The 22,576-nt window shown below is 74.2% G+C and carries 20 protein-coding genes, 1 tRNA gene and 1 pseudogene; 10 read left to right on the top strand and 12 right to left on the bottom strand.

From position 1 onward, the window contains the following. Positions 1-35 precede the first annotated feature (35 nt). The 3 genes from ACRWND_RS16630 to ACRWND_RS16620 all read left to right on the top strand — a co-directional run bounded on the left by ACRWND_RS16630 (position 36) and on the right by ACRWND_RS16620 (position 2,523). Positions 36-530, top strand: a complete 495-nt coding sequence (locus ACRWND_RS16630; RefSeq protein ID WP_431949996.1) for a winged helix-turn-helix transcriptional regulator — start codon at positions 36-38, stop codon at positions 528-530. Positions 531-560: 30 nt separating this feature from the next. Then, positions 561-1,688 (top strand): DNA alkylation repair protein, encoded by a 1,128-nt coding sequence (locus tag ACRWND_RS16625; RefSeq protein WP_431949994.1) that lies wholly within the window; start codon positions 561-563, stop codon positions 1,686-1,688. Positions 1,689-1,800: 112 nt separating this feature from the next. Next, on the top strand, positions 1,801-2,523 hold the full coding sequence (locus ACRWND_RS16620; protein ID WP_431949992.1) for a VOC family protein: 723 nt from the start codon (positions 1,801-1,803) through the stop codon (positions 2,521-2,523). An 85-nt stretch (positions 2,524-2,608) separates the two neighbouring features. Here ACRWND_RS16620 and selD read toward each other — a convergent pair whose 3' ends face one another. Continuing rightward, the gene (gene selD / locus ACRWND_RS16615) at positions 2,609-3,634 is read right to left on the bottom strand and encodes a selenide, water dikinase SelD (RefSeq protein WP_431949990.1); all 1,026 of its coding nucleotides are present in this window, start codon (positions 3,632-3,634) and stop codon (positions 2,609-2,611) included. Positions 3,635-3,722: 88 nt separating this feature from the next. Between selD and ACRWND_RS16610 the strand changes: the two genes are divergently transcribed. Continuing rightward, positions 3,723-3,815: transfer RNA gene (locus ACRWND_RS16610), tRNA-Sec, on the top strand. A gap of 92 nt (positions 3,816-3,907) precedes the next feature. Here the strand turns inward: ACRWND_RS16610 and selB are convergent. The 9 genes and pseudogenes from selB to ACRWND_RS16565 form a co-directional block, all read right to left on the bottom strand. After that, a pseudogene (gene selB, locus ACRWND_RS16605) lies at positions 3,908-5,629 on the bottom strand (selenocysteine-specific translation elongation factor); the annotation flags it as partial. A 1-nt stretch (position 5,630) separates the two neighbouring features. Further along, complete coding sequence (selA, locus tag ACRWND_RS16600; protein WP_431949988.1) at positions 5,631-6,977, bottom strand: L-seryl-tRNA(Sec) selenium transferase; 1,347 nt, start codon at positions 6,975-6,977, stop codon at positions 5,631-5,633. Positions 6,978-7,334: 357 nt separating this feature from the next. Then, complete coding sequence (gene nrfD, locus ACRWND_RS16595; RefSeq protein ID WP_431949986.1) at positions 7,335-8,324, bottom strand: NrfD/PsrC family molybdoenzyme membrane anchor subunit; 990 nt, start codon at positions 8,322-8,324, stop codon at positions 7,335-7,337. After that, positions 8,321-9,340 (bottom strand): 4Fe-4S dicluster domain-containing protein, encoded by a 1,020-nt coding sequence (locus tag ACRWND_RS16590; RefSeq protein WP_431949984.1) that lies wholly within the window; start codon positions 9,338-9,340, stop codon positions 8,321-8,323. The genes nrfD and ACRWND_RS16590 overlap by 4 nt, the downstream gene beginning before the upstream one ends. Then, positions 9,337-12,630, bottom strand: a complete 3,294-nt coding sequence (gene fdh, locus ACRWND_RS16585; RefSeq protein WP_431949982.1) for a formate dehydrogenase — start codon at positions 12,628-12,630, stop codon at positions 9,337-9,339. The genes ACRWND_RS16590 and fdh overlap by 4 nt, the downstream gene beginning before the upstream one ends. 100 nt (positions 12,631-12,730) lie before the next feature. Continuing rightward, the gene (locus ACRWND_RS16580; RefSeq protein WP_431949980.1) at positions 12,731-13,912 is read right to left on the bottom strand and encodes a cysteine desulfurase family protein; all 1,182 of its coding nucleotides are present in this window, start codon (positions 13,910-13,912) and stop codon (positions 12,731-12,733) included. Between the two features lie 100 nt (positions 13,913-14,012). Beyond that, positions 14,013-14,762 carry an SDR family NAD(P)-dependent oxidoreductase gene (locus ACRWND_RS16575; protein WP_431949978.1) on the bottom strand — a complete coding sequence of 250 codons (750 nt, stop codon included), beginning with the start codon at positions 14,760-14,762 and terminating at the stop codon, positions 14,013-14,015. 357 nt (positions 14,763-15,119) lie between these two features. Further along, positions 15,120-15,791, bottom strand: coding sequence for an SDR family NAD(P)-dependent oxidoreductase (locus tag ACRWND_RS16570; RefSeq protein WP_431949976.1), 672 nt, complete (start codon positions 15,789-15,791; stop codon positions 15,120-15,122). A 30-nt stretch (positions 15,792-15,821) separates the two neighbouring features. Continuing rightward, positions 15,822-16,181: a DUF2255 family protein gene (locus ACRWND_RS16565; RefSeq protein ID WP_431949974.1), complete on the bottom strand. Its 360-nt coding sequence runs from the start codon at positions 16,179-16,181 to the stop codon at positions 15,822-15,824. Between the two features lie 192 nt (positions 16,182-16,373). Here ACRWND_RS16565 and ACRWND_RS16560 point away from each other — a divergent pair, with 192 nt between their 5' ends. From ACRWND_RS16560 to ACRWND_RS16545, 4 genes are all read left to right on the top strand, one after another. Then, positions 16,374-16,733, top strand: a complete 360-nt coding sequence (locus tag ACRWND_RS16560; RefSeq protein WP_431949972.1) for a DUF6204 family protein — start codon at positions 16,374-16,376, stop codon at positions 16,731-16,733. A 44-nt stretch (positions 16,734-16,777) separates the two neighbouring features. Next, positions 16,778-16,900, top strand: coding sequence for a hypothetical protein (locus tag ACRWND_RS16555; RefSeq protein WP_431949970.1), 123 nt, complete (start codon positions 16,778-16,780; stop codon positions 16,898-16,900). A 157-nt stretch (positions 16,901-17,057) separates the two neighbouring features. After that, the gene (locus ACRWND_RS16550; protein WP_431949968.1) at positions 17,058-17,330 is read left to right on the top strand and encodes a UBP-type zinc finger domain-containing protein; all 273 of its coding nucleotides are present in this window, start codon (positions 17,058-17,060) and stop codon (positions 17,328-17,330) included. A gap of 236 nt (positions 17,331-17,566) precedes the next feature. After that, positions 17,567-17,809 carry a hypothetical protein gene (locus ACRWND_RS16545; protein WP_431949966.1) on the top strand — a complete coding sequence of 81 codons (243 nt, stop codon included), beginning with the start codon at positions 17,567-17,569 and terminating at the stop codon, positions 17,807-17,809. On the opposite strand, the gene ACRWND_RS16540 is transcribed toward ACRWND_RS16545, so the two are convergent. Then, the gene (locus ACRWND_RS16540; protein WP_431949964.1) at positions 17,790-19,496 is read right to left on the bottom strand and encodes an ArnT family glycosyltransferase; all 1,707 of its coding nucleotides are present in this window, start codon (positions 19,494-19,496) and stop codon (positions 17,790-17,792) included. The genes ACRWND_RS16545 and ACRWND_RS16540 overlap by 20 nt on opposite strands. A gap of 210 nt (positions 19,497-19,706) precedes the next feature. Between ACRWND_RS16540 and hemC the strand changes: the two genes are divergently transcribed. Both hemC and ACRWND_RS16530 read left to right on the top strand, forming a co-directional pair. Beyond that, positions 19,707-20,642, top strand: coding sequence for a hydroxymethylbilane synthase (gene hemC, locus ACRWND_RS16535; RefSeq protein ID WP_431949962.1), 936 nt, complete (start codon positions 19,707-19,709; stop codon positions 20,640-20,642). A gap of 117 nt (positions 20,643-20,759) precedes the next feature. Next, positions 20,760-21,434, top strand: coding sequence for a ThuA domain-containing protein (locus ACRWND_RS16530; RefSeq protein ID WP_431949960.1), 675 nt, complete (start codon positions 20,760-20,762; stop codon positions 21,432-21,434). Positions 21,435-21,541: 107 nt separating this feature from the next. Here ACRWND_RS16530 and lexA read toward each other — a convergent pair whose 3' ends face one another. Continuing rightward, on the bottom strand, positions 21,542-22,240 hold the full coding sequence (lexA, locus tag ACRWND_RS16525; protein WP_431949958.1) for a transcriptional repressor LexA: 699 nt from the start codon (positions 22,238-22,240) through the stop codon (positions 21,542-21,544). Positions 22,241-22,576 lie beyond the last annotated feature (336 nt).

Here is a 22,576-nt window from a genome sequence, read left to right as displayed (position 1 = left end):
GTCGACCCTGGCACAACCGCGCGGAGGTGGTCGAGATGGTGAGCCGCATCCGGCTGGAAGACCGTGAGTGCCCGCTGTCGACGACGGTCGGGCACGTCGGCGAATGGTGGACGCTGCTCATCCTGCACGACGCGTTCGACGGATACACCCGCTTCGACCAGTTCCAGGAGAACCTCGGCATCTCGTCGAGCATGCTGACCACCCGCCTCAAGACCCTGGTCGCGGACGGGCTGCTGGAACGGCGGCCGTACCAGACCAACCCGACCCGCTACGAGTACCTCCTCACGGACCTCGGCCGCTCACTGCGCCCGGTGATCGTCGCCCTGGCGGCGTGGGGCAACTCCCGCCTCGCGCCGCATGAGCGCAGCATGATCCTGGTCGACGCGAAAACGGGCGAGGAGGTCGAGCCGGTCGTGGTCGACGCCGCGACGGGCCGGCGGCTCGACGACGGCGAGGCCTTCGTCTACGCGGCGGGCCCGGCCGCGAGCGAACTCATGCGCGCCCGCTACGCCGGCCGCGACAGCGGCTGACCCGAGACGAGCAACCGGAGGCAAGCTCCCGTGCCCACTGCGGACGAACTACTCGGCCATGCCGCCGTCGCCGCGCTCGCCGACTGCCTGGACACGGCCGGCGCGGCACGGATGGCCGCCGCCGTGCGCGACGCCCTGCCGGCGCTCGACGGCCTGGCGCTGCGCGAGCGCAGCGACCTCGTGCGCGACGCGATGCTCGCATCCGGCCCGCCGGAGGCGGCGGCCCTGGAGGCGGTCGTACGGTCAGCGCTGCCCGACCCGCGCTTCACCGGGTGGATGATCTGGCCGGTCACCGAGGCCGTGGCCGTCCTCGCCTCCGGCCCGGCCGCGGGCACGGCCTTCGAGGACGGGCTCCACCTCCTCGCGGACCTGACGCCGCGACTGACCGCCGAGTTCGCCCTCCGCCGCATGCTCAACGCCGACCTCGACCGGGCGCTCGCCGTCGTCAGCGGTTGGACGGCACACCCGGACGAGCATGTGCGCCGCCTCGCCAGCGAGGGGACCCGGCCCCGCCTGCCGTGGGCCGTACGCGTGCCGGCGATCCTCGCCTGGCCCGAGGCGACCCTGCCGATCCTGGACGCGCTCTACCAGGACCCCTCGGAGTACGTGCGCAGATCCGTCGCCAACCACGTCAACGACATCAGCCACGCCCGGGTGGACCTGGCCGTCGAGACGGCCCGGCGGTGGACGGCGGCCCCCGACGCTCACACCCCCCGGCTCGTCCGCCACGCGCTCCGCACCGCCGTCAAGCAGGGCGACCGGGGCGCGCTGGCGCTGCTGGGCTTCGGCCCCGCGACGGAACTGACCGTCGAGGGGCCGTCCGTGCCTCGGCCGGTCGTCGCGGTGGGCGGGGAACTGCGCTTCGCCTTCACGCTGGAGAACCACGGCGACACGCCGCTCCGCCTCGTCGTCGACTACGTCGTGCACTACCGCAAGGCCAATGGCGCCACGTCGCCCAAGGTCTACAAACTGACGACCCGCACCCTGCGGCCGGGGGAGCGGAGCGAGCACACCGGCACACGCTCCTTCAAGCCGATCAGCACCCGGGTCTTCCACCTCGGCGAGCACATCCTCGAACTGCAGGTCAACGGAGAGCCCCGCGGCAAGGTCCGCTTCGACGTCGTCAGCGACGACCCGCGGACCGGGAGCGACGCGTAAGGGGCCGGACGGAAAACCGGATGCGAGTGCCGCGCGGCCGACCCTACGCTGGGCCCGCGTGCGGCGTGAGGCGCGCCGTACCGATCGTCAGCGGATCGGAGACCCACGGGGTATGACCAGTCAACTCTTCGCCGTCTGCTTCAACGCCCCCCGGCCGCCGGACCTGGCGCGGTTCTGGTCCGGGCTCCTGGGTTGGGAATCGGCCGACGGCCCGGACGGCGACGTGGTGATCGCGCCTCCTGACGCCGCCGGATTCCGCATCCGCTTCCGGCCGAGCCAAGAACCGAAGACCGGTCAGAACCGCGCGCACTTCGACCTGACCAGCGCCTCCCCCGAGGAGCAGCAGGAGACGGTGGCCAGGGCGCTGCGGCTCGGCGGGAAGCACATCGACGTGGGCCAACTCCCGGAGGAGGGGCACGTGGTGCTCGCCGATCCGGACGGCAACGAGTTCTGCGTCATCGAGGCGGGCAACGCGTTCCTCGCCGATACCGGCTTCATCGGGGCGCTGGCCTGCGACGGTACGCAGCACGTCGGTTACTTCTGGAGCGAGGCGCTGCGATGGCCGCTTGTCTGGGACCAGGATCAGGAGACCGCGATCCAGGCGCCGGACGGCGGCACGAAGATCACGTGGGGCGGCCCCCCGGTGGCGCCGAAGACGGGCCCGAACAGGCTGCACCTCGAGCTGGTCGTCCCCGCCGACGCCTCCTTCGAGGCGGAGCTCGACCGGCTGGTCTCGCTGGGCGCGTCACACATCGACGCAGCCGAAGGCGACGGCGAGCAGGCACTGATGCTCGACCCCGACGGCAACGAGTTCTCCCTGCGCGGACTCCGGTAGCGGGGTCGCCGTCGCACGGCGGCGCGGTCCGCCGCGGCAGGGTGACGAACGCTGCCGCGGTGTACCGGGAGCGCTGCCACGCCGGTCAGCGGACGACGATCCGGTGCTCACCGGCCGGCACGAGTTCGCCGATGACCGGGGCGCCGGGCACCTCTCCCGCCACCAGCAGGCCCCCCGACGTCTGGGCGTCCGCCAGCAGCAGCCGGGTCAGTTCGTCCGCGCCGCCGAAGTCGGTGTACGGGGCGACCCAGGCGAGGTTGCGGCGGGTGCCGCCGCTGACGTAGCCCTCCGCCGCGGCCTCCCGGGCGCCGTCGAGGTACGGCACCGCCGAGGCGTGCACCACCGCGCTCACCCCGGAGGCCCGAACCAGCTTGTACAGATGGCCCAGGAGCCCGAAACCGGTCACATCGGTCGCGCACACGGCGCCCGCCGCAAGCGCCGCCTCGGCCGCGTCCCGGTTCAGCGTCGTCATGGTCTCCACGGCCTGCGGGAACACCTCGCCGGTCGTCTTGTGGCGGTTGTTGAGCACGCCCAGCCCCAGGGGCTTGGTCAGCGACAGTGGGACACCGGCCCGGCCGGCGTCGTTGCGCAGCAGGCGGTCCGGGTCGGCTGTGCCGGTGACCGCCATGCCGTACTTCGGCTCCGGATCGTCCACGCTGTGCCCGCCCCCCACGACGCAGCCCGCCAGGCCCGCGACGTCCAGCCCCCCGCGCAACACCTCCCGGGCCAGCTCGATCGGCAGGAGATCCCGCGGCCAGCTCAGCAGGTTGACCGCCACGAGGGGAGTGCCGCCCATGGCGTAGACGTCGGAGAGGGCGTTGGCGGCGGCGATCCGGCCCCAGTCGTAGGGATCGTCGACGACCGGGGTGAAGAAGTCGGCGGTGGTCACCACCGCCCGTGCGCCGGGCCCGCACTGCCGGACGACGGCGGCGTCGTCACCGGTCTCCAGACCGACGAGCACCTCGCCCCCGGGTGAGCCCCCCGAGCCCCACGGGATCAGCCCGGCCACCATCTCCTCCAGCTCCCCCGGGGGGATCTTGCAGGCGCAGCCGCCGCCATGGGCGTACTGCGTGAGCCGTACCTCGTCCTGCCGGACGCCGGTCTCCGTCATGATCGCGTGATCCTCTCGGTGAGCACCGCAGTGTGGCGCGTTGACTTGGGTGGAGGGGCGGAGTTCGATGAATGTCCGGCCACGGCAGGGAGACGTCAAGGTGCCTGGTGGCCCTCCCGGTCTTCAAAACCGAGGTGTCCGAGCAACTCGGGCAGGCGGGTTCGATTCCCGTCCGTCTCCGCCGGCCGGGCCGGTGCCGTGTCTCACCGCGCCGCGCCCGCGTCCCTCGTCCCCTGGAGCGGCGCAGCGGCGCAGGGCGCCGTCCAGGCGTACGGTCCGGCCCGTCCGGTCGAGATGCTCCAGCAGCGGGATGCAGACCCGCCGGGTGGTGTCCAGCGCCCGCCGCGCCTGGCTCGCGGTGAACGGCTGCTCCAGCCGGGCCAGCAGCGCCGCCGCCCGCGCGTCCGCGCCCGGCAGCAGCACGATGCCCTCGCCGATCCGCAGCAGCGCGCCCGCCGCCTCGGCCGCCGCGAGCAGCTTCGGCGTCAGCCCCAGCCGCTCCAGCCGCTCGGCCTCCGGTGCCCGGAACGGGGCGCGTGCCAGGTCGGCGCGGACCTCTTCGACGGCGGATTGCGCCGCGGGCGGCAGCGTCGGGCGCGCACGGCTCCCATAGAGCCTGCCGTCCCCCTGCCGCAGTTCCGGCGCGCCCCCGGCCAGCGCCTCCACCAGCGAGCGGTCCGGCAGCCCGAGCGCCTGGCGGGCCGCCTCCAAGGGCAGGCCCGGCTCCAGGGGGTTGCGCAGGGCGTGCTCCTCGACCGCCTCCCGCAGCCCGTCGCGCAGCGCGGCCCAGCGCTGCGGGTCCGCCAGCCAGTCTCCGGCCACCGGTTCGCTCGGCGGCAGGACGCCCATGGCGAGCAGCTCCGCGCGCCGGACCAGGCCCCGCCGGCGCAGTTCCGCCGCCCCGTCCGCGACGGGACGGGAGCGCAGATCCTGCGCCCGAGCCGCCGACGCGCCGCGACGGGTCAGCGGAGGCGGCCGCACGTCGAGCACAGTGAGACCCGCGGGGACCCGGTGGCGCCCCGGGTCCCGCAGCAGCGCGGTGTCGGCGACCCGCAGGGGCAGCGCCGTGGCCAGCCGCAGGCGCGCGCTGTCGTCACCGAGCGGACGGACGGTCACCGGCACCGCCGCCGAACCGGCGTGCAGCATGAGTTCGCGCGGCAGGTCGCCGGCGGCGTCACCGCGCAGGCGCACGTCGACGAGGTCGGTGGTCAGCCAGCGGTCCGGGGTCAGCAGCGCGTCCCCGCGCCCCAGCGACCCGGCTCCGGGCCCGGTCACGTTGACCGCGACCCGGGCCACCGCGAGGACCTCCTGGCGCGGCTCCTTCAGCGACTCCAGGCCGCGCACGCGCAACGGCCTGCCGTCGCGGGCGAGCCGCAGGTGGTCGCCGACCCGGACGGTGCCCGCGGCGAGCGTCCCGGTGACGACCGTGCCCCGGCCCCGCACCGTGAAGGCGCGGTCGACCCACAGCCGCACGTCCGCCGCCGGATCGGGCGGCGGAGTTGCGCGTGCCAGCCGGACGAGGGTCGCGCGCAGCTCCTCGAGCCCGGCGCCGGTGACGGGGCTGACGGCCACGCACTCCACCTCCCCCAGGGAGGACTCCGCGATGCGGGCCCGGGCCTCCTTCCGCGCCGCGTCGGGGTCGGCCAGGTCGCAGCGCGAGACGGCGAGGACGCCGTGCCGCACCCCGAGGGCGTCCAGGACGGCGAGGTGCTCCTCGGACTGCGGCTGCCAGCCCTGGTCGGCGGCGACCACGAAAAGCACCGCGGGGACCGGGCCGACACCGGCCAGCATGTTGCCCACCAGGCGCTCGTGCCCGGGCACATCCACGAAGGCCATCTCCCCGGCGCCGGGAAGCCGTGTCCACACGAACCCGAGATCCAGGGTCATGCCGCGCCGCCGCTCCTCCGCCCAGCGGTCGGGCTCCATCCCCGTCAGCGCCCGCAGCAGCGCGGACTTGCCGTGGTCGACGTGCCCGGCGGTGGCGACGACGTGCATGTCAGGCCCCCGTACCCGGCAGGATGCCGGCCCGGCGCACACAGACCGCCAGTTCCTCGTCCGCCTCCTCCGGCACGGCCCGCAGATCCAGCAGGCACCGGCCGTCCTCCACACGGGCCAGCACCGCGGGCTCCGCCCGCCGCAGCAGGGCCGCGTACCCCGCGGGCAGGGACACGGCGGCGCTCGGCAGGGTGACGCCTGGCGCGCCGCCGCCGCCGACGACCGCCAGGGTGTCGCGCGCCGTGCTGTCGAAGCCGTGGGCGCGAAGCTCGGCCGCGAGGCGCTCGGCGCGGTCCCGCAGCCGCCCCGAGTCGGCGTGCAGTGCCGCCCGGGTCGGGGTCTCGGGCCCGCGAACGGTCGCCTCCAGCGCCGCGAGGGTCAGCTTGTCCACCCGCAGGGCGCGGGCCAGCGGATGGCGGGCCAGCCGGCGCACCAGATCCGAGCGGCCCAGCACGAGTCCGCACTGCGGCCCGCCCAGCAGCTTGTCGCCGCTCGCGGTGACCAGCGACGCCCCCGCCCGCAGCCAGCCGGAGGCGTCCGGCTCGTCCGGCAGCACCGGGTCCGGGACGAGCAGCCCCGAACCGATGTCGGCCACCACGGGCACACCGAGCCGCGCCAGTTCCGCGACGGGCACGTCCCGGGTGAAGCCGGTGACAAGGAAGTTGGAGGGATGGACCTTCAGGATGAGCCCGGTGTCCGGCCCCACGGCCGCCGCGTAGTCGTCCGGCGTGGACCGGTTGGTCGTCCCCACCTCGCGCAGCCGGGCGCCCGTGGACACCAGCAGATCGGGCAGCCTGAACCCGTCGCCGATCTCCACGAGCTCACCGCGGCTGACGACGATCTCCCGGCCCTGCGCCAGTGCCGTGGCCGCCAGAACCAGGGCCGCGGCCCCGTTGTTGACCACGTGCGCCGCCTCGGCCGCGGGCACCTGCCGCAGCAGCGCGTCCAGCGCGGACCGCCCCCTGCGGGAACGCGCGCCGGTGGCCAGGTCCAGCTCCACGTCCGTGGTCCCGGAGGCGGCGAGCACGGCGTCACGGGCCGCCCGCGACAACGGGGCCCGACCGAGATTGGTGTGCAGCAGCACCCCTGTGGCGTTGAGCACCGGACGCAGCCTGGCGGCGGTCGCCGGGAGCGCCGCGACGGCGATGTCGGCGAGCCCGTCGGCGGGCACCTCGCCGGCACGCGCCCGCTCCTGCACCCCGGCCACCACCTCCTTGACAACGGACCGCCCCAGCCGCTCCGTCGCCGCGGCGAGCCGGGGGTCGGCGAGCAGCGTGTCGGTGCGCGGCACGTGACGGCGCGTGTCGGCGGACGGGGAGGGAACGGTGGAGGTCTGGTCGCGGTCCATCGGCTGCACCTCGCTCTGGCCTGTCTGCGGCCCAGGGTACGGCGGCCCCGGCCGCCGGTCGTGGCTGCGCCGCGCCGGGTCGTGATGTCGTGTGCGGGTGCGTCGTGGTCGGCGGTTGCGGTTTCTGCCACCGACGGCAGGAGGCCCTGCCGCGGCACGCGCAAGAAGACGCCACGGAGCGGCGACCGGATGGCAGCTTCGAACACGTCATCGCCGCGACGCGGGCACAGGGGAAATCGGTCGCAGAAAGTGGTGGGGGGATGAAAGCGGTGGAGAGTCGGTCCCGCGTGATGAATCTTCTTCGAGCGCACGCCCCGCGCGCCGACGGGGTACCCCCGGCAAACGCTCCGCGCCGGCTCAGGCCGCCCCCGCGGCCCGCAACCGGTCCCGCTGCGGCTTGACCACGTACGCGGGGTCCTTCGTCGATACGACACCCGCCTCGAAGGTGCCGAAGCGCTGCAGGGCGCTGCCCGCCAGCAGGGCGAGTCCGCCGGCGGCCGCCGCGGCGCGGCTGCGCCGGGCGAGGGTCAGCGCGGTGAGGGCGCCGCCCAGTGTGAGGTACTCCGACGCCTTGCGCAGCCGGTGCGGGAGGCCGGTGGTGTACGCCTCCGTCACCAGACCCGGCCGGCGGTCGATGAGCCGCGAGGCGACGATCTCGGCTGCCGCGCCTACCACGCCGAGGCGCCGGGCGGGCCCCGCCTCGGCCACGGAGGTCAGGAGCATGCCCAGCCCCGCGCCACTCGCCGCCGCCGACCCGGTGAAGACGAAGGGCAGTTCGCGGCGGGCGTCGTGCCACGCGGGCACGGCCGTCTGCGACAGCAGCACCGCCGTGTACGAGGCGACGCCGGGGGCGAAGAGCGCCGCCGACAGCCCGGCCGGTCGTGCCGCCCCGCGCAGCAGCCTCCCGGGCAGTGTGGCGCGCACGCCCGCGGGCAGCACCTCGGCCGCGGCCGCCAGTGCGCTGCCGGGCCCGTACGCCACGAGGATCCAGGTGCCCACCGACATCGGCGAACTCGGCTTGGCCACCCGGAGCATGTGGTGGAAGCGTTCCGGCCGCCCGAGGTCGGCGACCAGCAGATACATGCTCGCGAGCAGGGCGCCGAAGCCGCCGATCCGGCCTGCCCGGGCCAGCTCGGGGCGCCTGGTAAGGTCCGCGCCGGCCGCGAGCAGGGCGGCCCCGGCGGACAGCCCGCCGGTGAACAGGTACGCCGGGACTTTCCACTCCCACACCGGCGGCTTGAGCACCGGACGCCCGTAGTAGGAGCGGAACGTCGCCTTCGGCACCATGGAGCGCTCGCGGCTCCCGTCGTCGTCGCGACCGTGCCGGCCGGCCCCGTCGCGGGTCACCGCCGCACCCCGCCGACGAAGACGGCGGCGGAAGCCGCCAGCAGCGCCGACGCCGCCACGCCCGCATGCTTCCACATCGACTTCAGGTCGCGGGTCGGCACGACCGGGTCCGGCGGGAACCCGTACACCTCCGGATCGTCCAGCAGCAGGAAGAACGCGCCGTCCCCGCCGACCCCGTCGTCCGGGTCGCGGCCGTAGAGCTGGGCCTCGGTGACGCCCGCCTCGTGCAGCTGCGCCACGCGCTGGTCGGCCCGTTCGCGCAGCTCGTCCAGCGGCCCGAACTGGATGGAGTCCGTGGGGCAGGCCTTGGCGCAGGCCGGTTCCAGGCCGTCGCGGAGCCGGTCGTAGCACATCGTGCACTTCCAGGCCCGGCCGTCGTCGGGACGCCGGTCGATGACGCCGTAGGGGCAGCCGGACACGCAGTAGCCGCAGCCGTTGCAGATGTCGGGCTGAACGACGACCGTGCCGAACTCGGTGCGGAACAGCGCCCCGGTCGGGCATACGTCGAGGCACCCGGCGTGCGTGCAGTGCTTGCACACGTCCGAGGACATCAGCCAGCGGAAGTCGGTGCGGGTCTCGGCGCCCGTCCCGGCACCGGGCAGGTCGAAGGAGGGGAAACCCAGGTCCACCGGTGCCGTGCCGAGGTCGCCGCCGCCGCGTTCGGCGACCTCCAGGGCGTCCGCCACCACCTCGGCCGTCCCCTCCGTGCTGGAGGGGCCGACGGGCAGGCCGGCCAGGCCCGCGTCCTGCCGGCCCAGCGGGCGCTGCTGCTCGACGAAGGCGACGTGCCGCCACGAGCTCGCGCCCAGCATGCCGGTGTTGTCGAAGGACATGCCCAGCAGGTCGATGCCGTCCTCGGGGATGGCGTTCCACTCCTTGCAGGCCACCTCGCACGCCTTGCAGCCGATGCACACGGAGGTGTCGGTGAAGAAGCCCATCCGCGGCGGGTGGTCGCGGTGCCCGGCGTCGCCGGCGGGATCCGCGAGCGGCCCGTAGAAGCTGTTGTCCTGCGTCATGACGGCTCCTCCGGCCGGTCCGGTTCCAGGTGCGCCCGCTCGACGCGGCCGTCGGCCGTCGCTATGCGGGTGCCGGTCTCCGTCGTGATCCCGGCCCTTCGCCGGTAGTCCTCGACGTACTCGAGCAGGGCCGGTCCCCTCGGGCGCCGTCCCGGCCGGACGTCGCAGGTCAGCACCTTGCTCTCCTGGATGAACACATTGGGGTCGGCGACCACGCCGATCAGGTCGTTGACCACGTCGCCCTTGCTGAGCCCGGTCTGGCCCCAGTGGTACGGCATCCAGACCTGGTGGACGACGCGCCCGTCGACACGCAGCGGCGCCATCCGGTCGGTCACCATGACGCGCGCGTCGACCGCCGTCCTGCTGGTGACCACATGGGCCCAGTCCAGGTGGCGCAGCCCGCGCTCCGCCGCCAGCTCCGGCGAGACCTCCACGAACAACTCCGGCTGGAGCTCCGCCAGGTAGGGCAGCTGCCGGCTCATCGCCCCCGCCGTGTGGTGCTCGGTGAGCCGGGCCGCGGTGAACACGTAGGGGAACACCTCGGAGTGCGCCTCGGGCGGCGCGGGGTTGGACGGGTTGTCGGGCCGCCCGTAGACCTTCCGCACCGGGTTGCCCTGCTGGCCGTAGAGCAGGTTGCGCATCGGCGACTCGTGGGGCTCGTAGTGCGTGGGCAGCGGGCCGTCCGCGAGCCCGGCCGGGGCGAACAGCCACCCCTTGCCGTCGCGCATCATGATGAACGCGTCGTCGCCCTCGAGCGCCTCGGCGCCGGACGCCCCCGGCGGGGCCTTGTAGTCCGGCGGCTTGTTCTTCTCGAAGTCGGGGATGTCGTTGCCGGTCCACTCGCCGGCCTCCGCGTCCCACCAGACCAGCTTCTTCCGCTCGCTCCAGGGCCGCCCCTGCGGGTCGGCGGAGGCGCGGTTGTACAGCACACGACGGTTGAGAGGCCAGGTCCAGCCCCACTCGGCGTCGTACGGGCCGGTCTCGAAGCGGGAGGTGCGCCGCCTGGCCTGGTTGGTCTCACCTGCGTAGACGCCGCTGTAGATCCAGCAGCCGCAGGCCGTCGAGCCGTCGGCCCTCAGGTCGAGGTAGCTGTCGACGGTCCGCCCGGTGCGCAGGTCGATGCCGTTGATGCGGCGCAGCACGTCCGACGGAGAGGGCTCGTCGCCCTCGACCTCGTAGTCCCAGGCCAGGTCCAGCACGGGGCGGTCGCGCTCATCGGTCGAGCCGGCCAGCCGCTCCTTGATCCGCAGCCCGAGCTGGTAGAAGAACCACAGCTCGGAGCGCTGGTCCCCGGAGGGTTCGACGGCCTGGTCCCGCCACTGCAGCATCCGCTGCGTCTGCGTGAAGGTGCCGGCCTTCTCCACGTGCGAGGCCGCCGGGAAGAAGAACACCTCCGTGCGGCAGGTCTCCGTGGTGATCTCCCCGGTCTCGATCTCCGGCGCGTCCTTCCAGAACGTGGCGCTCTCGATCATCGCGAGGTCGCGGACGACGAGCCAGTCGAGGTTCGCCATGCCCAGGCGCTGCAGGCGGCCGTGGGCCGAGCCGACCGCGGGGTTCTGGCCGAGCAGGAAGTAGCCGAAGACCTTGCCCCCGTCGACCATGTCCATCACGGTGCGGTAGGTGCCGTGGTCGCCGTCTATCCGCGGCAGGTAGTCGTAGCAGTAGTCGTTCTCCGCCGTCGCGGCGTCGCCCCAGTACTCCTTGAGCAGTGACACCGTGTAGGCGTCGGCGGCCCCCCAGAAGCCCTTCTGCCCGCGCCCGCGGATCCCGTCAAGGTAGGTGGCCAGGTCCTCGTGGGACACGTCCGGCATCGGCAGGTAGCCCGGCAGCAGGTTGAACAGGGTGGGCACGTCGGTGGAGCCTTGGATGCTGGCGTGGCCCCGCAGGGCGAAGATCCCGCCGCCCGGGCGCCCGATGTTGCCCAGCAGCAGCTGGATGATCGACCCGGCCCGGATGAACTGCGCGCCCACCGAGTGCTGGGTCCAGCCGACGCTGTACACCAGCGAGGCGGTGCGCTCCCGGCCCGAGTTCTGCGTCCAGGCCCGGCAGACCTCCAGGAACAGCTCCTGCGGCACGCCGCAGATCCGTTCCACCATCTCGGGGGTGTAGCGCGAGAAGTGCCGCTTGAGCACCTGGAAGACGCAGCGGGGGTGCTCCAGCGTGGGGTCGGACTCGATGCCGCCCGGCGCCCCCTCGATGAAGGGGCCGCCCGCGCCGTGCTGGTAGGGGGCGGACACCTCCTTGTTGTGGTGGCCCGGACGGCCTTCCGCGGGGACGCTCGCGTACGACCAGCTCGACGCGTCGTACGCCGCGGTGTGCGGGTCGTAGCCGCTGAACAGCCCGTCCAGGTCCTCGGTGTCCTGGAACCGCTCGCTCACGAGGAAGGGCGCGTTGGTGTACGCCGCCACGTACTCCCGGAAGTCCAGGTCGTGCGTGAGGATGTGGTTGATCACGCCGCCGAGGAACGCGATGTCGGTACCGGCCCGGATGGTGACGTGCTGGTCCGCGTGCGCGCTCGTGCGCGTGAAGCGGGGGTCGATGTGGTAGACCTTGGCGCCGCGCGCCTTGGCCTCCATGACCCACTGGAACCCGACGGGATGGGCCTCGGCCATGTTGGAGCCCATGATGATGATGCAGTCGGAGTTGACCAGGTCCTGCTGGTAGTCCGTGGCACCGCCACGTCCGAACGAGGCTCCCAGACCGGGAACCGTGGCGGAGTGTCAAATGCGGGCCTGGTTCTCGATCTGCAGGGCGCCGAGCGCGGTGAACAGCTTCTTGATGAGGTAGTTCTCCTCGTTGTCCAGCGTCGCCCCGCCGAGGCTGGCCAGGCCCATGGTGCGGCGCAGGGTCCTGCCCTCGGCGTCGGTGTCCTGCCATCCCTTGCGCCGTGCGTCGAGCACCCGGTCGGCCACCATGTCCATGGCCGCGTCCAGGTCCAGTTCCTGCCACTCGGTGCCGTACGGCGGGCGGTAGAGCACCCGCTGCTCCCGCTGAGGACCGGTGACCAGCTGCTTGCTCGCCGAGCCCTTCGGGCACAACCGGCCGCGCGAGATGGGACTGTCCGGGTTGCCCTCGATCTGGACGACCTTCTCGTCCTTGACGAAGACGCGTTGCGCGCAGCCCACGGCACAGTACGGGCACACCGAGCCGGCCACCCGGTCGGCGCTCTCCGTGCGGGATCCGAGGCCGGCCGAGCGGGCCGACTGCGCGGCCTTGCCCCGGCCCAGTGGGTCCGTCCCCGTGAGCTGCCGGTACACCGGCCAGGCGCCGATCCACCGCTTCATGCCCATCCGCCCGCTCCTTCGTGCGCTTCTCCCCGCGTCCTTTCGACGCTACCGCGCGGACGGCCGCCCGCAAGTCCAGGGCGACGCCGCCCCTCCGCACGGCTTCCTAGCCGGAAGGTGCCGTGGCGGCGCCGGCAGCGGTGGCGAGCAGCCCGGTGGCCAGATCGACGTCGCGGGCCGTGGTCCACCGCCCCACCGACAGCCGCAGGGCGGTCAGGGCACGCTCGTCCTCCAGGCCCATGGCCCGCAGCACGGGCGAGGGCGCGCGGCTGCCGCTGTGGCACGCGGATCCGGTGGATGCCGCGACCCGGGGTACCGCGGCGAGCAGGTCGTGGCCCAGCACGCCGTCGATGCTGACGTTCAGGGTGGTGGGCAGGCGGTGGCGCTCGGACCCGTTGAGGTGGACACGGCCGGGCAGTGCCCGGGACAGGCCCCTGTGCAGCCGGTCGCGGAGTTCCTCGGCTCGCGCGCCGGCGCCGTCGGCGAGGTCCGCCGCCGCGATCTCGGCGGCCGCCCCCAGGGCCACCGCGAGGGCGACGTTCTCCGTGCCGGCCCGCAGCCCGCGCTCCTGCCCGCCGCCGTAGACCAGCGGTTCCAGGCGCAGGCCCGGGCGTACGTACAGCGCGGCCACGCCCTTGGGCGCGTACATCTTGTGCCCCACCACCGTCAGCAGGTCCACGCCGAGCGCGCCCACGTCCAGGGGGATCTTCCCGGCGGCCTGCGCGGCATCGCAGTGGAACAGCACGCCTTGGTCGCGGGCGAGCCGGGCGAGTTCCGCGACGGGCTGCAGGGTGCCGGTCTCGTTGTTGGCGGCCATGACGGAGACCAGCACGGTGTCGGGGGTCAGCGCGGCGGCCAGGACGTCCGGGTCGAGCCGGCCCTCCCGGTCCACCGGCAGGACCGTCACCCGCGCCCCGTGCAGCCGCCGCAGCGCGGCGCAGGTCTCCAGCACCGCCGGGTGCTCGGTGACCTGGGTGATCACCCGTGGGCGGTCGGCTCCGGAGGCGAGCACCGCGCCGCGCACCGCCAGGTTGTTCGCCTCGGATCCGGAGCCGGTGAACACGATGTCCCGCGCCGCCGCCCCGATCAGCGCAGCGACCTGGCGGCGGGCCCGCGCGAGCGCCGCGGCCGGCTCCGCGGCCCAGGCGTGCCCGCTGGAGGGGTTGCCGAAGCCGGTGGTCAGGCAGGGCGCCATCGCCTCGACCACACTGGGGTCGACGGGCGTGGTGGCGTTGTGGTCCAGGTAGACGGTGTCCCTGCCGAGGCCGGGATGCGGCGGCGCCTTCATGAGTCGTTCCTGCCTTCGTGGACGGGGGTCCTTCGTGGACGCGGGCCCCCTCGCGGAGGTGTCCGGAGCGGACGCGACGGGTGCGCCGGTGTGCCCGCCATCAGCCGATCGCCGGCCGGCCGCCGGACACGTCGAGGACGGCGCCGGTGATGTATCCCGCGCGGGCCGAGGCCAGGAAGACGATCGCCTCGACGATCTCCTCGGGCTCGGCGGGCCGGTCCAGGACGGTGGCGCGTGCGACGGACGTGAGCGCCTTCTCACCCATCTTCACGGTGCCGGGGGTGCGGACCGGCCCGCTGGCCACGGCGTTCACGCGTACCCCGCGCGCCCCGAACTCGTCGGCCCACACGCGCGTCATGAGCTCCAGCGCCGCCTTGGAGGCCCCGTAGACGGCGGCCCCCCGCGCGGGAACGCTCGCCGCCAAAGTGCTCAGGTTGACGACCGCCCCGCGGCCGCGCGCGGCCATGCCCGGAACGAGGGCCCCGACCAGCAGCAGGGGCGCCCGGGCGTTGACGGCCATGTGGACGTCGAACATCTCGGCCGTGGAATCGGCGGCGCCCGCGAACCGGTAGATGCCCGCGTTGTTGACCAGGACGTCCACCGCGCCCGCCGCCTCGGCCAGGTGCAGCACGTCACCGGGATCGGACAGGTCGGCGGCGACGAACCGGGCGCGCCCGCCGGTGGCTTCCGCCTCCGCAACGACCCGCGCGCCGCGGTCCGCGTCCCGTCCGTGGACGACGACCTCGGCGCCCAGCGCCGCCAGCCGCAGCGCCGCCCCCCGTCCGATGCCGGCGGTGGCCCCGGTGACGAGGGCGGTGGCTCCGGCGAACTCCTGGAACTCCTGGGGCACGGCTTGCTCCTCGGGGCACGGCGGTGCGATCGGCGGACCGCGCGGTCCTGGTCCGCGCTGGTTGTCTACCGCACGGACCGCCACCCCCGAAGTCGGCTCGCCGCCGCAGCGGCCGTTCGTGGCGGGCCCGTCCGGGGCCTCGTCACGCCGCTTCGCCCCGCCCCTCGGCGCCTCTCTGCCCCGGCCGGCGCCCGGCCCGTCCGCGGCGCCGACGGACGCCATGGGCAGCCGGCGACATCACCCCGAAGCACCTCGCCTTCCGCGAGGTCCTCGCCCGGCACACCACCGTCCCCGACGAGCCCGTGCGAGCCGTCCGAGAAGCCCAGTCCCGGCTCCGGCGGCCCCGAGCGCCGCTCGTCAGGCCTCGCCCACCAGCACCCCCGCGAAGTGCCGGAATTCCGTCCGTTCGCGGTGCATGGCCCACAGGACGCCCGCCAGCGCGGCGGGATCGTGCCGGGGGTGCCCGGCCGCGATGACCCCGGGGACGATCAGCTGCGCGACGTGGATGTCCTCACCCGCCAGCGTGTCGTGCAGCATCCGGGCGTAGGCGCTCTGCGCCGCGTACGCCACGGAGGTCCCGGCGCGGGCGGGCAGCGGCCGCACCGCGCTGCCGCCGCCCACGAAGAGGATGGTGCCCCGCCCGAGGAACCGCATGTCGGGCAGCACCGCGTGGACGGCGGTGACGGCCCCGCACAGGGAGAACCGCAGGGGCCCCGCGAAGTCGGCCGCGGTCGTCTCGAGCAGGGGCCGCATGAAGTCCCGGTGCGGCGCCGGGCTGTACTGCAGCACCTCGATCGGCCCGAGCGCGGACGCGGCGGCGTCCAGCGCGGCGCCGAGGGCGTCCGGGTCCAGGACGTCGGCCGCGAACCCCTGCGCGTGCACGCCGTCCTGGTCCAGCGCGGCCGCCAACGCGTCCAGGCGGTCCTGGTCGCGGGCGACGAGCGCGACGTCGAAACCGTCGCTGCCGAACTGGCGCGCCGAGGCGGCGCCCAACCCGCGCCCCGCGCCGACGATGACCATCGTCGTCATGTCTGTCCTCGTGTTCCGCTGCGGGCGCGCTCAGCGCGGCACGAGCTTGAGCGTCACGGCGCGTGCCGTCCCGCCGGCCGTGGGTTCGGTGCGGTCCGCGCCGCGGCAGGCGGCGTCGCGCCGTTCGTCGACGACCCGGTCGTCGACCTCCGCGAAGTCGACGTCCCGCTCGACCCCTCCGGTGCTGATCCGGCCCTTGCGCCGGGTCCGTGCGGCGCCGAACCATGTGCCGCCGCGTCCGTGGTCGGACCGCACATAGAGGTCGCCACCGTCGCGGAGCACCCAGATCGTGGTGGGCGGGTCCAGGGTGCCCGGATCGCACCGGGGCGCGAGCGACAGCTCGTCGGCGGGCTCGATGCGGTCCAGTTCGTCCTTCGTCCACGTCGTCATCGGCGCGACTCCTCGGCGGTGTCGGGAACCCAGTTTCGTGCGTCCTGCCGCAATGATCGACAATTTCGGCCCCGGGCTGAAGTTCCCTGCGGCCAGACGTGTCCCGACCACCGTCCGCCCGCGCGCCAGGGCCCGCCTCGCACCGGCGAAATGGGGTGGAGCGGACAGCGGCGCCCTCCTTAGGGTCGGGGGATGAGCACACGCACCTTCCGCGTCACCGTCCGCGGTGTCTTCGACGGCCTCACCACCGAGCAGCGCGCCGAACTCCTCGCCGACGCGGCGGAACACGACGTCCTGCGCGCCGCCTTCACCCCCGAGGGCCACCTCACCTACGACATCGCGGCCCGCCCGGCCTTCACCTTCCGCTTCCTCGACTCGGGGGAGGCGGAGGAGGACATCCTCGAGGCGGCCGTACGCGCCGAGACGGCGGCCAGGGCGTGGCTGGACGAACGGGGCTACGGTCACAGGAACCTCAGGTCCCAGGCCGAGGACCTCTCCCAGGCGCCGCTGGGCAAGCGGCAGCGCCGCGCCGCGGCCCGGGGGAACACCTGACGCACGGGCGTCGTCCGATGCCGCGGGGTCGGGGGGTGTCAACTATGGTTGACACCCTCCGAGTCGGCTTCGTCGAGGAGGGCCGGCTGCGGCAGGTCTTCCGGCGCGACGGCCGCTGGTACGACATGTTCACCATGGGCCTCCTGGAGGGCGAGCTCCGCGACTGAGCCGCCGCCCTCGCGGTGGGTCGCCGGCAAGGGCCGCCGGGTGGCTCGGGGGAGGTCCGGGCCGCTGGTCGCGCCGGGTACGGGGCTGACGTAGCCTGGCGGCGTCAGGAGTGATCCGCGGCAGGCGCAGGATCCGGAGCAGGCACAGGGGGTCCGCGTGACCACAGCACCATGTCCCGATCTCGAGCGGGCCCCGGTAGACACCGCGGCCGCGCCCCCGGAGGACGGCTGCGCCGACTGCCTGGCCGCCGGGCACCGCGACTGGGTCCATCTGCGGCTGTGCCTCACCTGCGGCCACATCGGCTGCTGCGACAGCTCCCCGGGGCGGCACGCCACCGCGCACTACGAGGCCACCGCTCACCCCGTGATCCGCTCCTACCAGCCGGGCGAGACCTGGCGCTGGTGCTACGTGCACGAGTCCACGGCCTGAGGCCGGGAGACCGCCTTCCGGGGCCGGGGTCCGACCGTCGTCCCGGGGGCTCGCGTCAGGAAAGGGCGGCGCCAAGCAACGGGTGGAACAGCCGAGTCGTGTGCTGATCGATCGGGCACTCGAGTCCCCAGGGGTGGCCATGACCAGCGGCTGCGACGCTCCTGGCGACTACGTCTCCGCCGAGCAGCTCCGCGGGCGGATCGACACCTCCAAGGTGCATCCGGCGCGGCCACGACGTGTTCCCCGGGCGGCACCACTGGCGGCCGGACGACGTCGACGACACCCGTGCGGACGCCTCCGAGGAGTGCGTCGCGACCCTCGAGGACATCGACGAGACCCGCTACCGGAGCATCGACGACGTCACGGACGCGGACATCGACGTCTTCGTCGCGGCGGCCCGCACGCCCTGGCGCCGCGCCGGCGCCGTCTCCCGGACGACGGAGGGGGCGGCGCCGGGCGTCAGCGCCGGTAGATCGTGATCGAGTGCCCCACCTCGTCGATCGGCTCGCTGCCTGCGATGAGTTCCGCCAGCCGGCCCTCGGCCTTGGCGACCGCGGAGTCCGACACCACGAGCAGCCCGTGGACCCGGTCCTTCGGGACATCGCGCGGGTCGGCGGCGTCGATGCCGTAGTGGGCGGGATCGCCGCTCCCCTTGTAGACCAGCCACACCCGCTCGCCGGGGTGGCGTTCGCGGAGCCGGTCCGCGAGGCGGCCCAGGTCCTGGCCCCAGTCGACGTTCGAGTCGTGCAGGCGCAGATGGGTCTTCGACGTGCCGCCGAAGGCCTCGTTGGAGTACGGCAGGTAGTACGGGAAGGTGCGCAGCGAGCTGACGGCGACGAAGACGGCGAGTGCCGCCGCCGCGGCCGCCCAGCGCCGCCGCAGGGCGGTGGTGCACGCGGCCGTGACCGCCCCGAGCATGGGCAGGAAGATGACGTAGCGGACGCCGAAGTCGCGTGAGCCGGTCATGGCGGCGGCCGTCAGCACGGCGGCCGGGACGAGCAGGTACGGGGCGGCGGGCCGCAGCCTGGGCAGTGCGAGCAGCGCGACGGCGCCGGCGAGCCACAGGGCGAGCATGCCGAGCGGGGTCTTCACCAGCACCGCGGCGGGCAGGTAGTACCACAGCGCCCCGCGGTAGTGGCGGCCGAAGAGGAAGCCCTCGAAGGTCGAGTCCTCGAAGCCGAACTGCACCGCCATCCCGTCCTTGTAAGCCCTGGGCAGCGGGAGCGCGTCGACGGCCGCGGCCCGCAGCCCGCGCAGGGCCGGCAGGGTGTCGGGCGCCGTCCAGCGCAGCCGCGGGTCGACGACCAGATAGGCCGCCCACACCACCGCGACAGCCAGGACCCCGACCCCGCCCGCAGCGACCGCGGCGCGCCGCAGCGACCGTCCCGCGGCGGGCCGCTCCGTGCCCCGCTCCGCGCCGCGCCGGTCCGCGTGCCACACCGACAGCGCGGCCGCGAGCAGCAGGACCGGGACGGCGGGGAGCGTGCTCATCCGCGTGGCGACCGCCGCGCCCAACGCCGACCCTGCGAGCGGCAGATGGAGCCTGGGACGTTTCCGGGCCCGCCACAGCGCCCACGCCGACGTCAGCAGGAAACCGGCTGCCGGGACGTCGAGGGTCGCCAGCGAGCCGTGCGCGATGACGTCGGGTGAGAACGCGTACAGGGCGAGCGCGAGCAGCCCTCCGGGCGCCCCGGTGAGATCCCGCGCGAAGGCGAGCACCACCAGCCCGAACAGCAGCGTCAGCGCGATGACCGGCAGCCGGGCGGCCCGCATGAGCCGCCCGGGATCGTTGCCCTGCGCGTAGAGCACGCTGCGGCCGAGCTCCGTCTGGTCGCCCTCGAAGGACGGGTCGAGACGCGGGTGGGCGAAGGCCAGGCCGCCGGCGATGAGCAGCTTGCCGAGCGGCGGGTGCTCGGGGTTGAAGCGCAGGCTGTGCTCGCGCAGATAGACCGTCGCGGTGCCCACGTACACCGGCTCGTCGATCGTGGGCGTCTGCTGGACCGCGGTCGTCACCATCGCCCACGCCATCTGCGCGAGGAGCGCCAGCACGGCCAGGACGTACAGCGGGCGGCGCAGGGGCGGCGGAGGAGACGGGAAGCGGCGCGCCCGCAGGGCGCCGACGGCCCCGGGCGTCACCGGCTCGGGGGACACCGGTGCGTGCGTCATCGGCGTCACCGGCTCGGGGGACACCGGTGCGGGCGAGGGTTGTCGCCGCGTCACGGTGCGCCCACCCCGCCGCCCGTCCTTGCGGCGCCGCAGCCTCGCGCAGGACTCCTCGCGGCCGGGGCCGCCGGCGCCGCCGGCCGCGCCGCCGACCTCGGCGGCTGGGCTCGGTCTGCCGCACGGGGTGCGTGCCGCGCGCCGTACCGTGGGCGCATGGCAGTCCCGGAACTGATCCGCATCGTCTCCCGCTCCTCACCGATGGCGCTGGCTCAAGTAGAGCGCGTACGCACGGAGCTCGCCGCGCTCCACCCCGGTATCCGGACGGAGGTCGTGCCCGTCACCACTTCCGGTGACCGCTGGATGGGCGACCTCGCCCGGTTGGGGGGCAAGGGCGCGTTCACCAAGGAGGTCGACGCCGCGCTGCTGGAGGGGCGGGCGGACCTGGCCGTCCACTGCGTGAAGGACGTGCCCGCCGACCGGCCGCTGCCCGCCGGGACGGTCTTCGCCGCGTTCCTGAAGCGGGACGACATCCGCGACGCCCTGGTGCACCCCGGCGGACTCACCCTCGACCGGCTCCCGCCCGGCACGCGCGTCGGCACCTCCTCCGTGCGCCGCGTCGCCCAGATCTCGGCAGCGCACCCGCATCTGACGTGTGTTCCGATGCGCGGCAACGCCAACCGCCGTCTGGACAAGCTCGCGGCGGGCGACGCCGACGCGCTGCTCCTGGCCGTGTCCGGGCTGCGGAGGATCGGCAGGACCGACGTCATCAGCGAGGTGCTGCCGGTGGAGACGATGGTGCCGCCCATCGGAGCGGGTGTCCTCGCCCTGCAGTGCCGCGAGGGCGACACCGGGACGATCGACGCCGTGAGCGATCTCGGCGACCCGGCCGCGCATCGGGAGACCACGGCCGAGCGGATGTTCCTCCACGTCCTGCAGGGCCACTGCAACAGCCCGATCGCAGGCTACGCCCACGCCGGACCCGAAGGCAGGCTCTCCCTGCGGGCACGGGTCTTCTCCCCGGACGGCAAGACCGTCCTCGAGGCCCATGAGTGGGCGGGCCCCCTCGACCCCGCCACGCTCGGCACGTCGGTCGCGGTGGCGCTGCTGCGGCAGGGTGCGCGCGAGCTCATCGACAGCATCGGCCACTGAAGCGCGTTGCCGGAGCGGGAACCGGGCGGCGCACCGACCCCGAACCGGGCCGCCCGGGGCAGCGCGGGGAGACTGGGGGTGCCGCTCTCGCCGTCCGCCACCGCCCTGGGAGACCGCATGCCCCGCCGAGACCCCCGTGTGCTCGTCTACACCCGCACCACCGCCTACCGGCACGACTCGATCCCGGACGGAGTCCGGGCCCTTTCCGAACTGGGGGCCGAGCACGGCTTCCGGGTCGACGCCACCGAACGGCCCGAGGACGTCGAGGGGACGCGTCTGCGCCGATACGACGCCGTGGTCTTCCTATCCACCAGCGGGGAGGTGCTCAGCGACGCGGGCCGGACCGCTCTCGTGGCGCACCACGCGGACGGCTCCGGATTCATGGGAGTGCACGCCGCGGCCTGCACCGAGGGCGCCTGGCCCTACTACGGGAAGCTGCTGGGCGCGCGCTTCACCGGGCATCCGCCCCTCCAGGCGGGCACAGTGCTCATCGAGGACACCGCGCATCCGGCCACGGCGCACCTGGGCGCGGCCTGGAAGGTCACCGACGAGTGGTACGACTTCGACCGCAGCCCTCGTCCCGGAGTCCGGGTACTGGCCCGCGCCGACGAGTCCTCGTACACGGGCGGTTCGATGGGGGCCGACCATCCGCTGGTCTGGTGCCACGAGTACGGCGGCGGCCCCGTCTTCTACACGGCGCTGGGCCACTCCGCCCGGGCGTACCACGACGCGGCCTTCCGGGCCCATCTGCTCGGCGGGCTCCGGTCGGTGCTGCCCGAGGGGACCGGCTGAGCCGGTCGGTCAGGAGGTCGCGCGGATGGCCGGGCCCGCGACGCCGACCCCTCTGTCCGCGCCGCCTCCACGGGCCGGCGATCCGGGCGTGGGCCGACGGCCCGGTCTCACAGGCGCCGCAGCACGGCGACGACCTTGCCCAGGATGACCGCCTCCTCGCCGGGTATCGGGTCGTAGGCGGGGTTGTGCGGCATGAGCCAGACCCGGTCGCCCTCGTGCTTGAGCCGCTTGACGGTGGCCTCGCCGTCGATCATCGCGGCCACGATGTCGCCGTGGTCGGCCGCGTCCTGACTGCGCACCGTCACCCAGTCGCCGTCGCAGATCGCGACACCGGTCATGGAGTCGCCCACCACCTTGAGGGCGAACAGCTCGCCCGCGCCGACGATCTGCCGGGGGAGCACGAAGACCTCGTCGACCTGCTCCTCGGCGAGGATCGGCGTGCCGGCCGCGATCCGGCCGACCACGGGTACACGCGCGGACGGCGAGGCGCTCACGGGCGCCGCGCCCGGCTCCGATTCGTGCTGCGCCGGCCAGGAGCACCGCACGCGGTAGGCGCGCGGCCGGTGCGGATCCTGCTCGAGCACGCCCTTGCGCTGCAGCACCGCCAGCTGGTGGGCGACCGAGGACGTACTGGCCAGTCCCACGGCTTCACCGATCTCACGCATCGACGGCGGGAAGCCGCGGGTCTCCACCGAGTTCAGGATCGCCTCGACGATGTGGGACTGACGGTTGGTCAGCCCGTCGGGGCCGGGGTTGTCCGAGCCCTTCGGGCGCCCACGGCGCACTGTCGTAGTGGTGGGCTCCATGCCCCGTCCCTCCCTGTGCGGATCCTGCTGCGATGCGTAACGTTACCCTGATCCATGACGTTTTTGGAACGCGTGTGCGAAGGCGTGGAAAGCGTGTGCATGCCGCGTGTCGCACCGCGCTGTCCCGCACGGCTCCTGCAGTCGCGCACACGATTCCTGCCCGGTCCCCTTGGGGGCCGTGCGTCCGCACGCGGAAGTGCGGCGGGACGCAACGCGGCCTGAGCCCGTGGCCGTCCCCGCTGCCCGTCCCCCGCAGCTGCCCGCACGCGTCACGGCAGGGTGCGCGGCCCCCCGCCGAGGGCTTGGAGCTGCGCTGTGTAGGCTGAATCGGGCAGC

This window comes from Actinacidiphila sp. bgisy167 (assembly GCF_965342175.1).
GTDB lineage: Bacteria > Actinomycetota > Actinomycetes > Streptomycetales > Streptomycetaceae > Actinacidiphila.
Note: the sequence above shows the minus strand (reverse complement) of the source record. Positions and strands in the feature narration are given on the sequence as shown.

Excerpts from the sequence above, each read along its gene's own strand:
- ACRWND_RS16630 (WP_431949996.1), top strand. The coding sequence starts at position 36 with ATGGTGAGCCGCATCCGGCTGGAAGACCGTGAGTGCCCGCTGTCGACG.
- ACRWND_RS16620 (WP_431949992.1), top strand. The coding sequence starts at position 1,801 with ATGACCAGTCAACTCTTCGCCGTCTGCTTCAACGCCCCCCGGCCGCCG.
- selD (WP_431949990.1), bottom strand. The coding sequence starts at position 3,634 with ATGACGGAGACCGGCGTCCGGCAGGACGAGGTACGGCTCACGCAGTAC.
- selA (WP_431949988.1), bottom strand. The coding sequence starts at position 6,977 with ATGGACCGCGACCAGACCTCCACCGTTCCCTCCCCGTCCGCCGACACG.
- ACRWND_RS16590 (WP_431949984.1), bottom strand. The coding sequence starts at position 9,340 with ATGACGCAGGACAACAGCTTCTACGGGCCGCTCGCGGATCCCGCCGGC.
- ACRWND_RS16580 (WP_431949980.1), bottom strand. The coding sequence starts at position 13,912 with ATGAAGGCGCCGCCGCATCCCGGCCTCGGCAGGGACACCGTCTACCTG.
- ACRWND_RS16570 (WP_431949976.1), bottom strand. The coding sequence starts at position 15,791 with ATGACGACGATGGTCATCGTCGGCGCGGGGCGCGGGTTGGGCGCCGCC.
- ACRWND_RS16565 (WP_431949974.1), bottom strand. The coding sequence starts at position 16,181 with ATGACGACGTGGACGAAGGACGAACTGGACCGCATCGAGCCCGCCGAC.
- ACRWND_RS16560 (WP_431949972.1), top strand. The coding sequence starts at position 16,374 with ATGAGCACACGCACCTTCCGCGTCACCGTCCGCGGTGTCTTCGACGGC.
- ACRWND_RS16555 (WP_431949970.1), top strand. The coding sequence starts at position 16,778 with ATGGTTGACACCCTCCGAGTCGGCTTCGTCGAGGAGGGCCGGCTGCGG.
- ACRWND_RS16540 (WP_431949964.1), bottom strand. The coding sequence starts at position 19,496 with ATGACGCACGCACCGGTGTCCCCCGAGCCGGTGACGCCCGGGGCCGTC.
- hemC (WP_431949962.1), top strand. The coding sequence starts at position 19,707 with ATGGCAGTCCCGGAACTGATCCGCATCGTCTCCCGCTCCTCACCGATG.
- ACRWND_RS16530 (WP_431949960.1), top strand. The coding sequence starts at position 20,760 with ATGCCCCGCCGAGACCCCCGTGTGCTCGTCTACACCCGCACCACCGCC.
- lexA (WP_431949958.1), bottom strand. The coding sequence starts at position 22,240 with ATGGAGCCCACCACTACGACAGTGCGCCGTGGGCGCCCGAAGGGCTCG.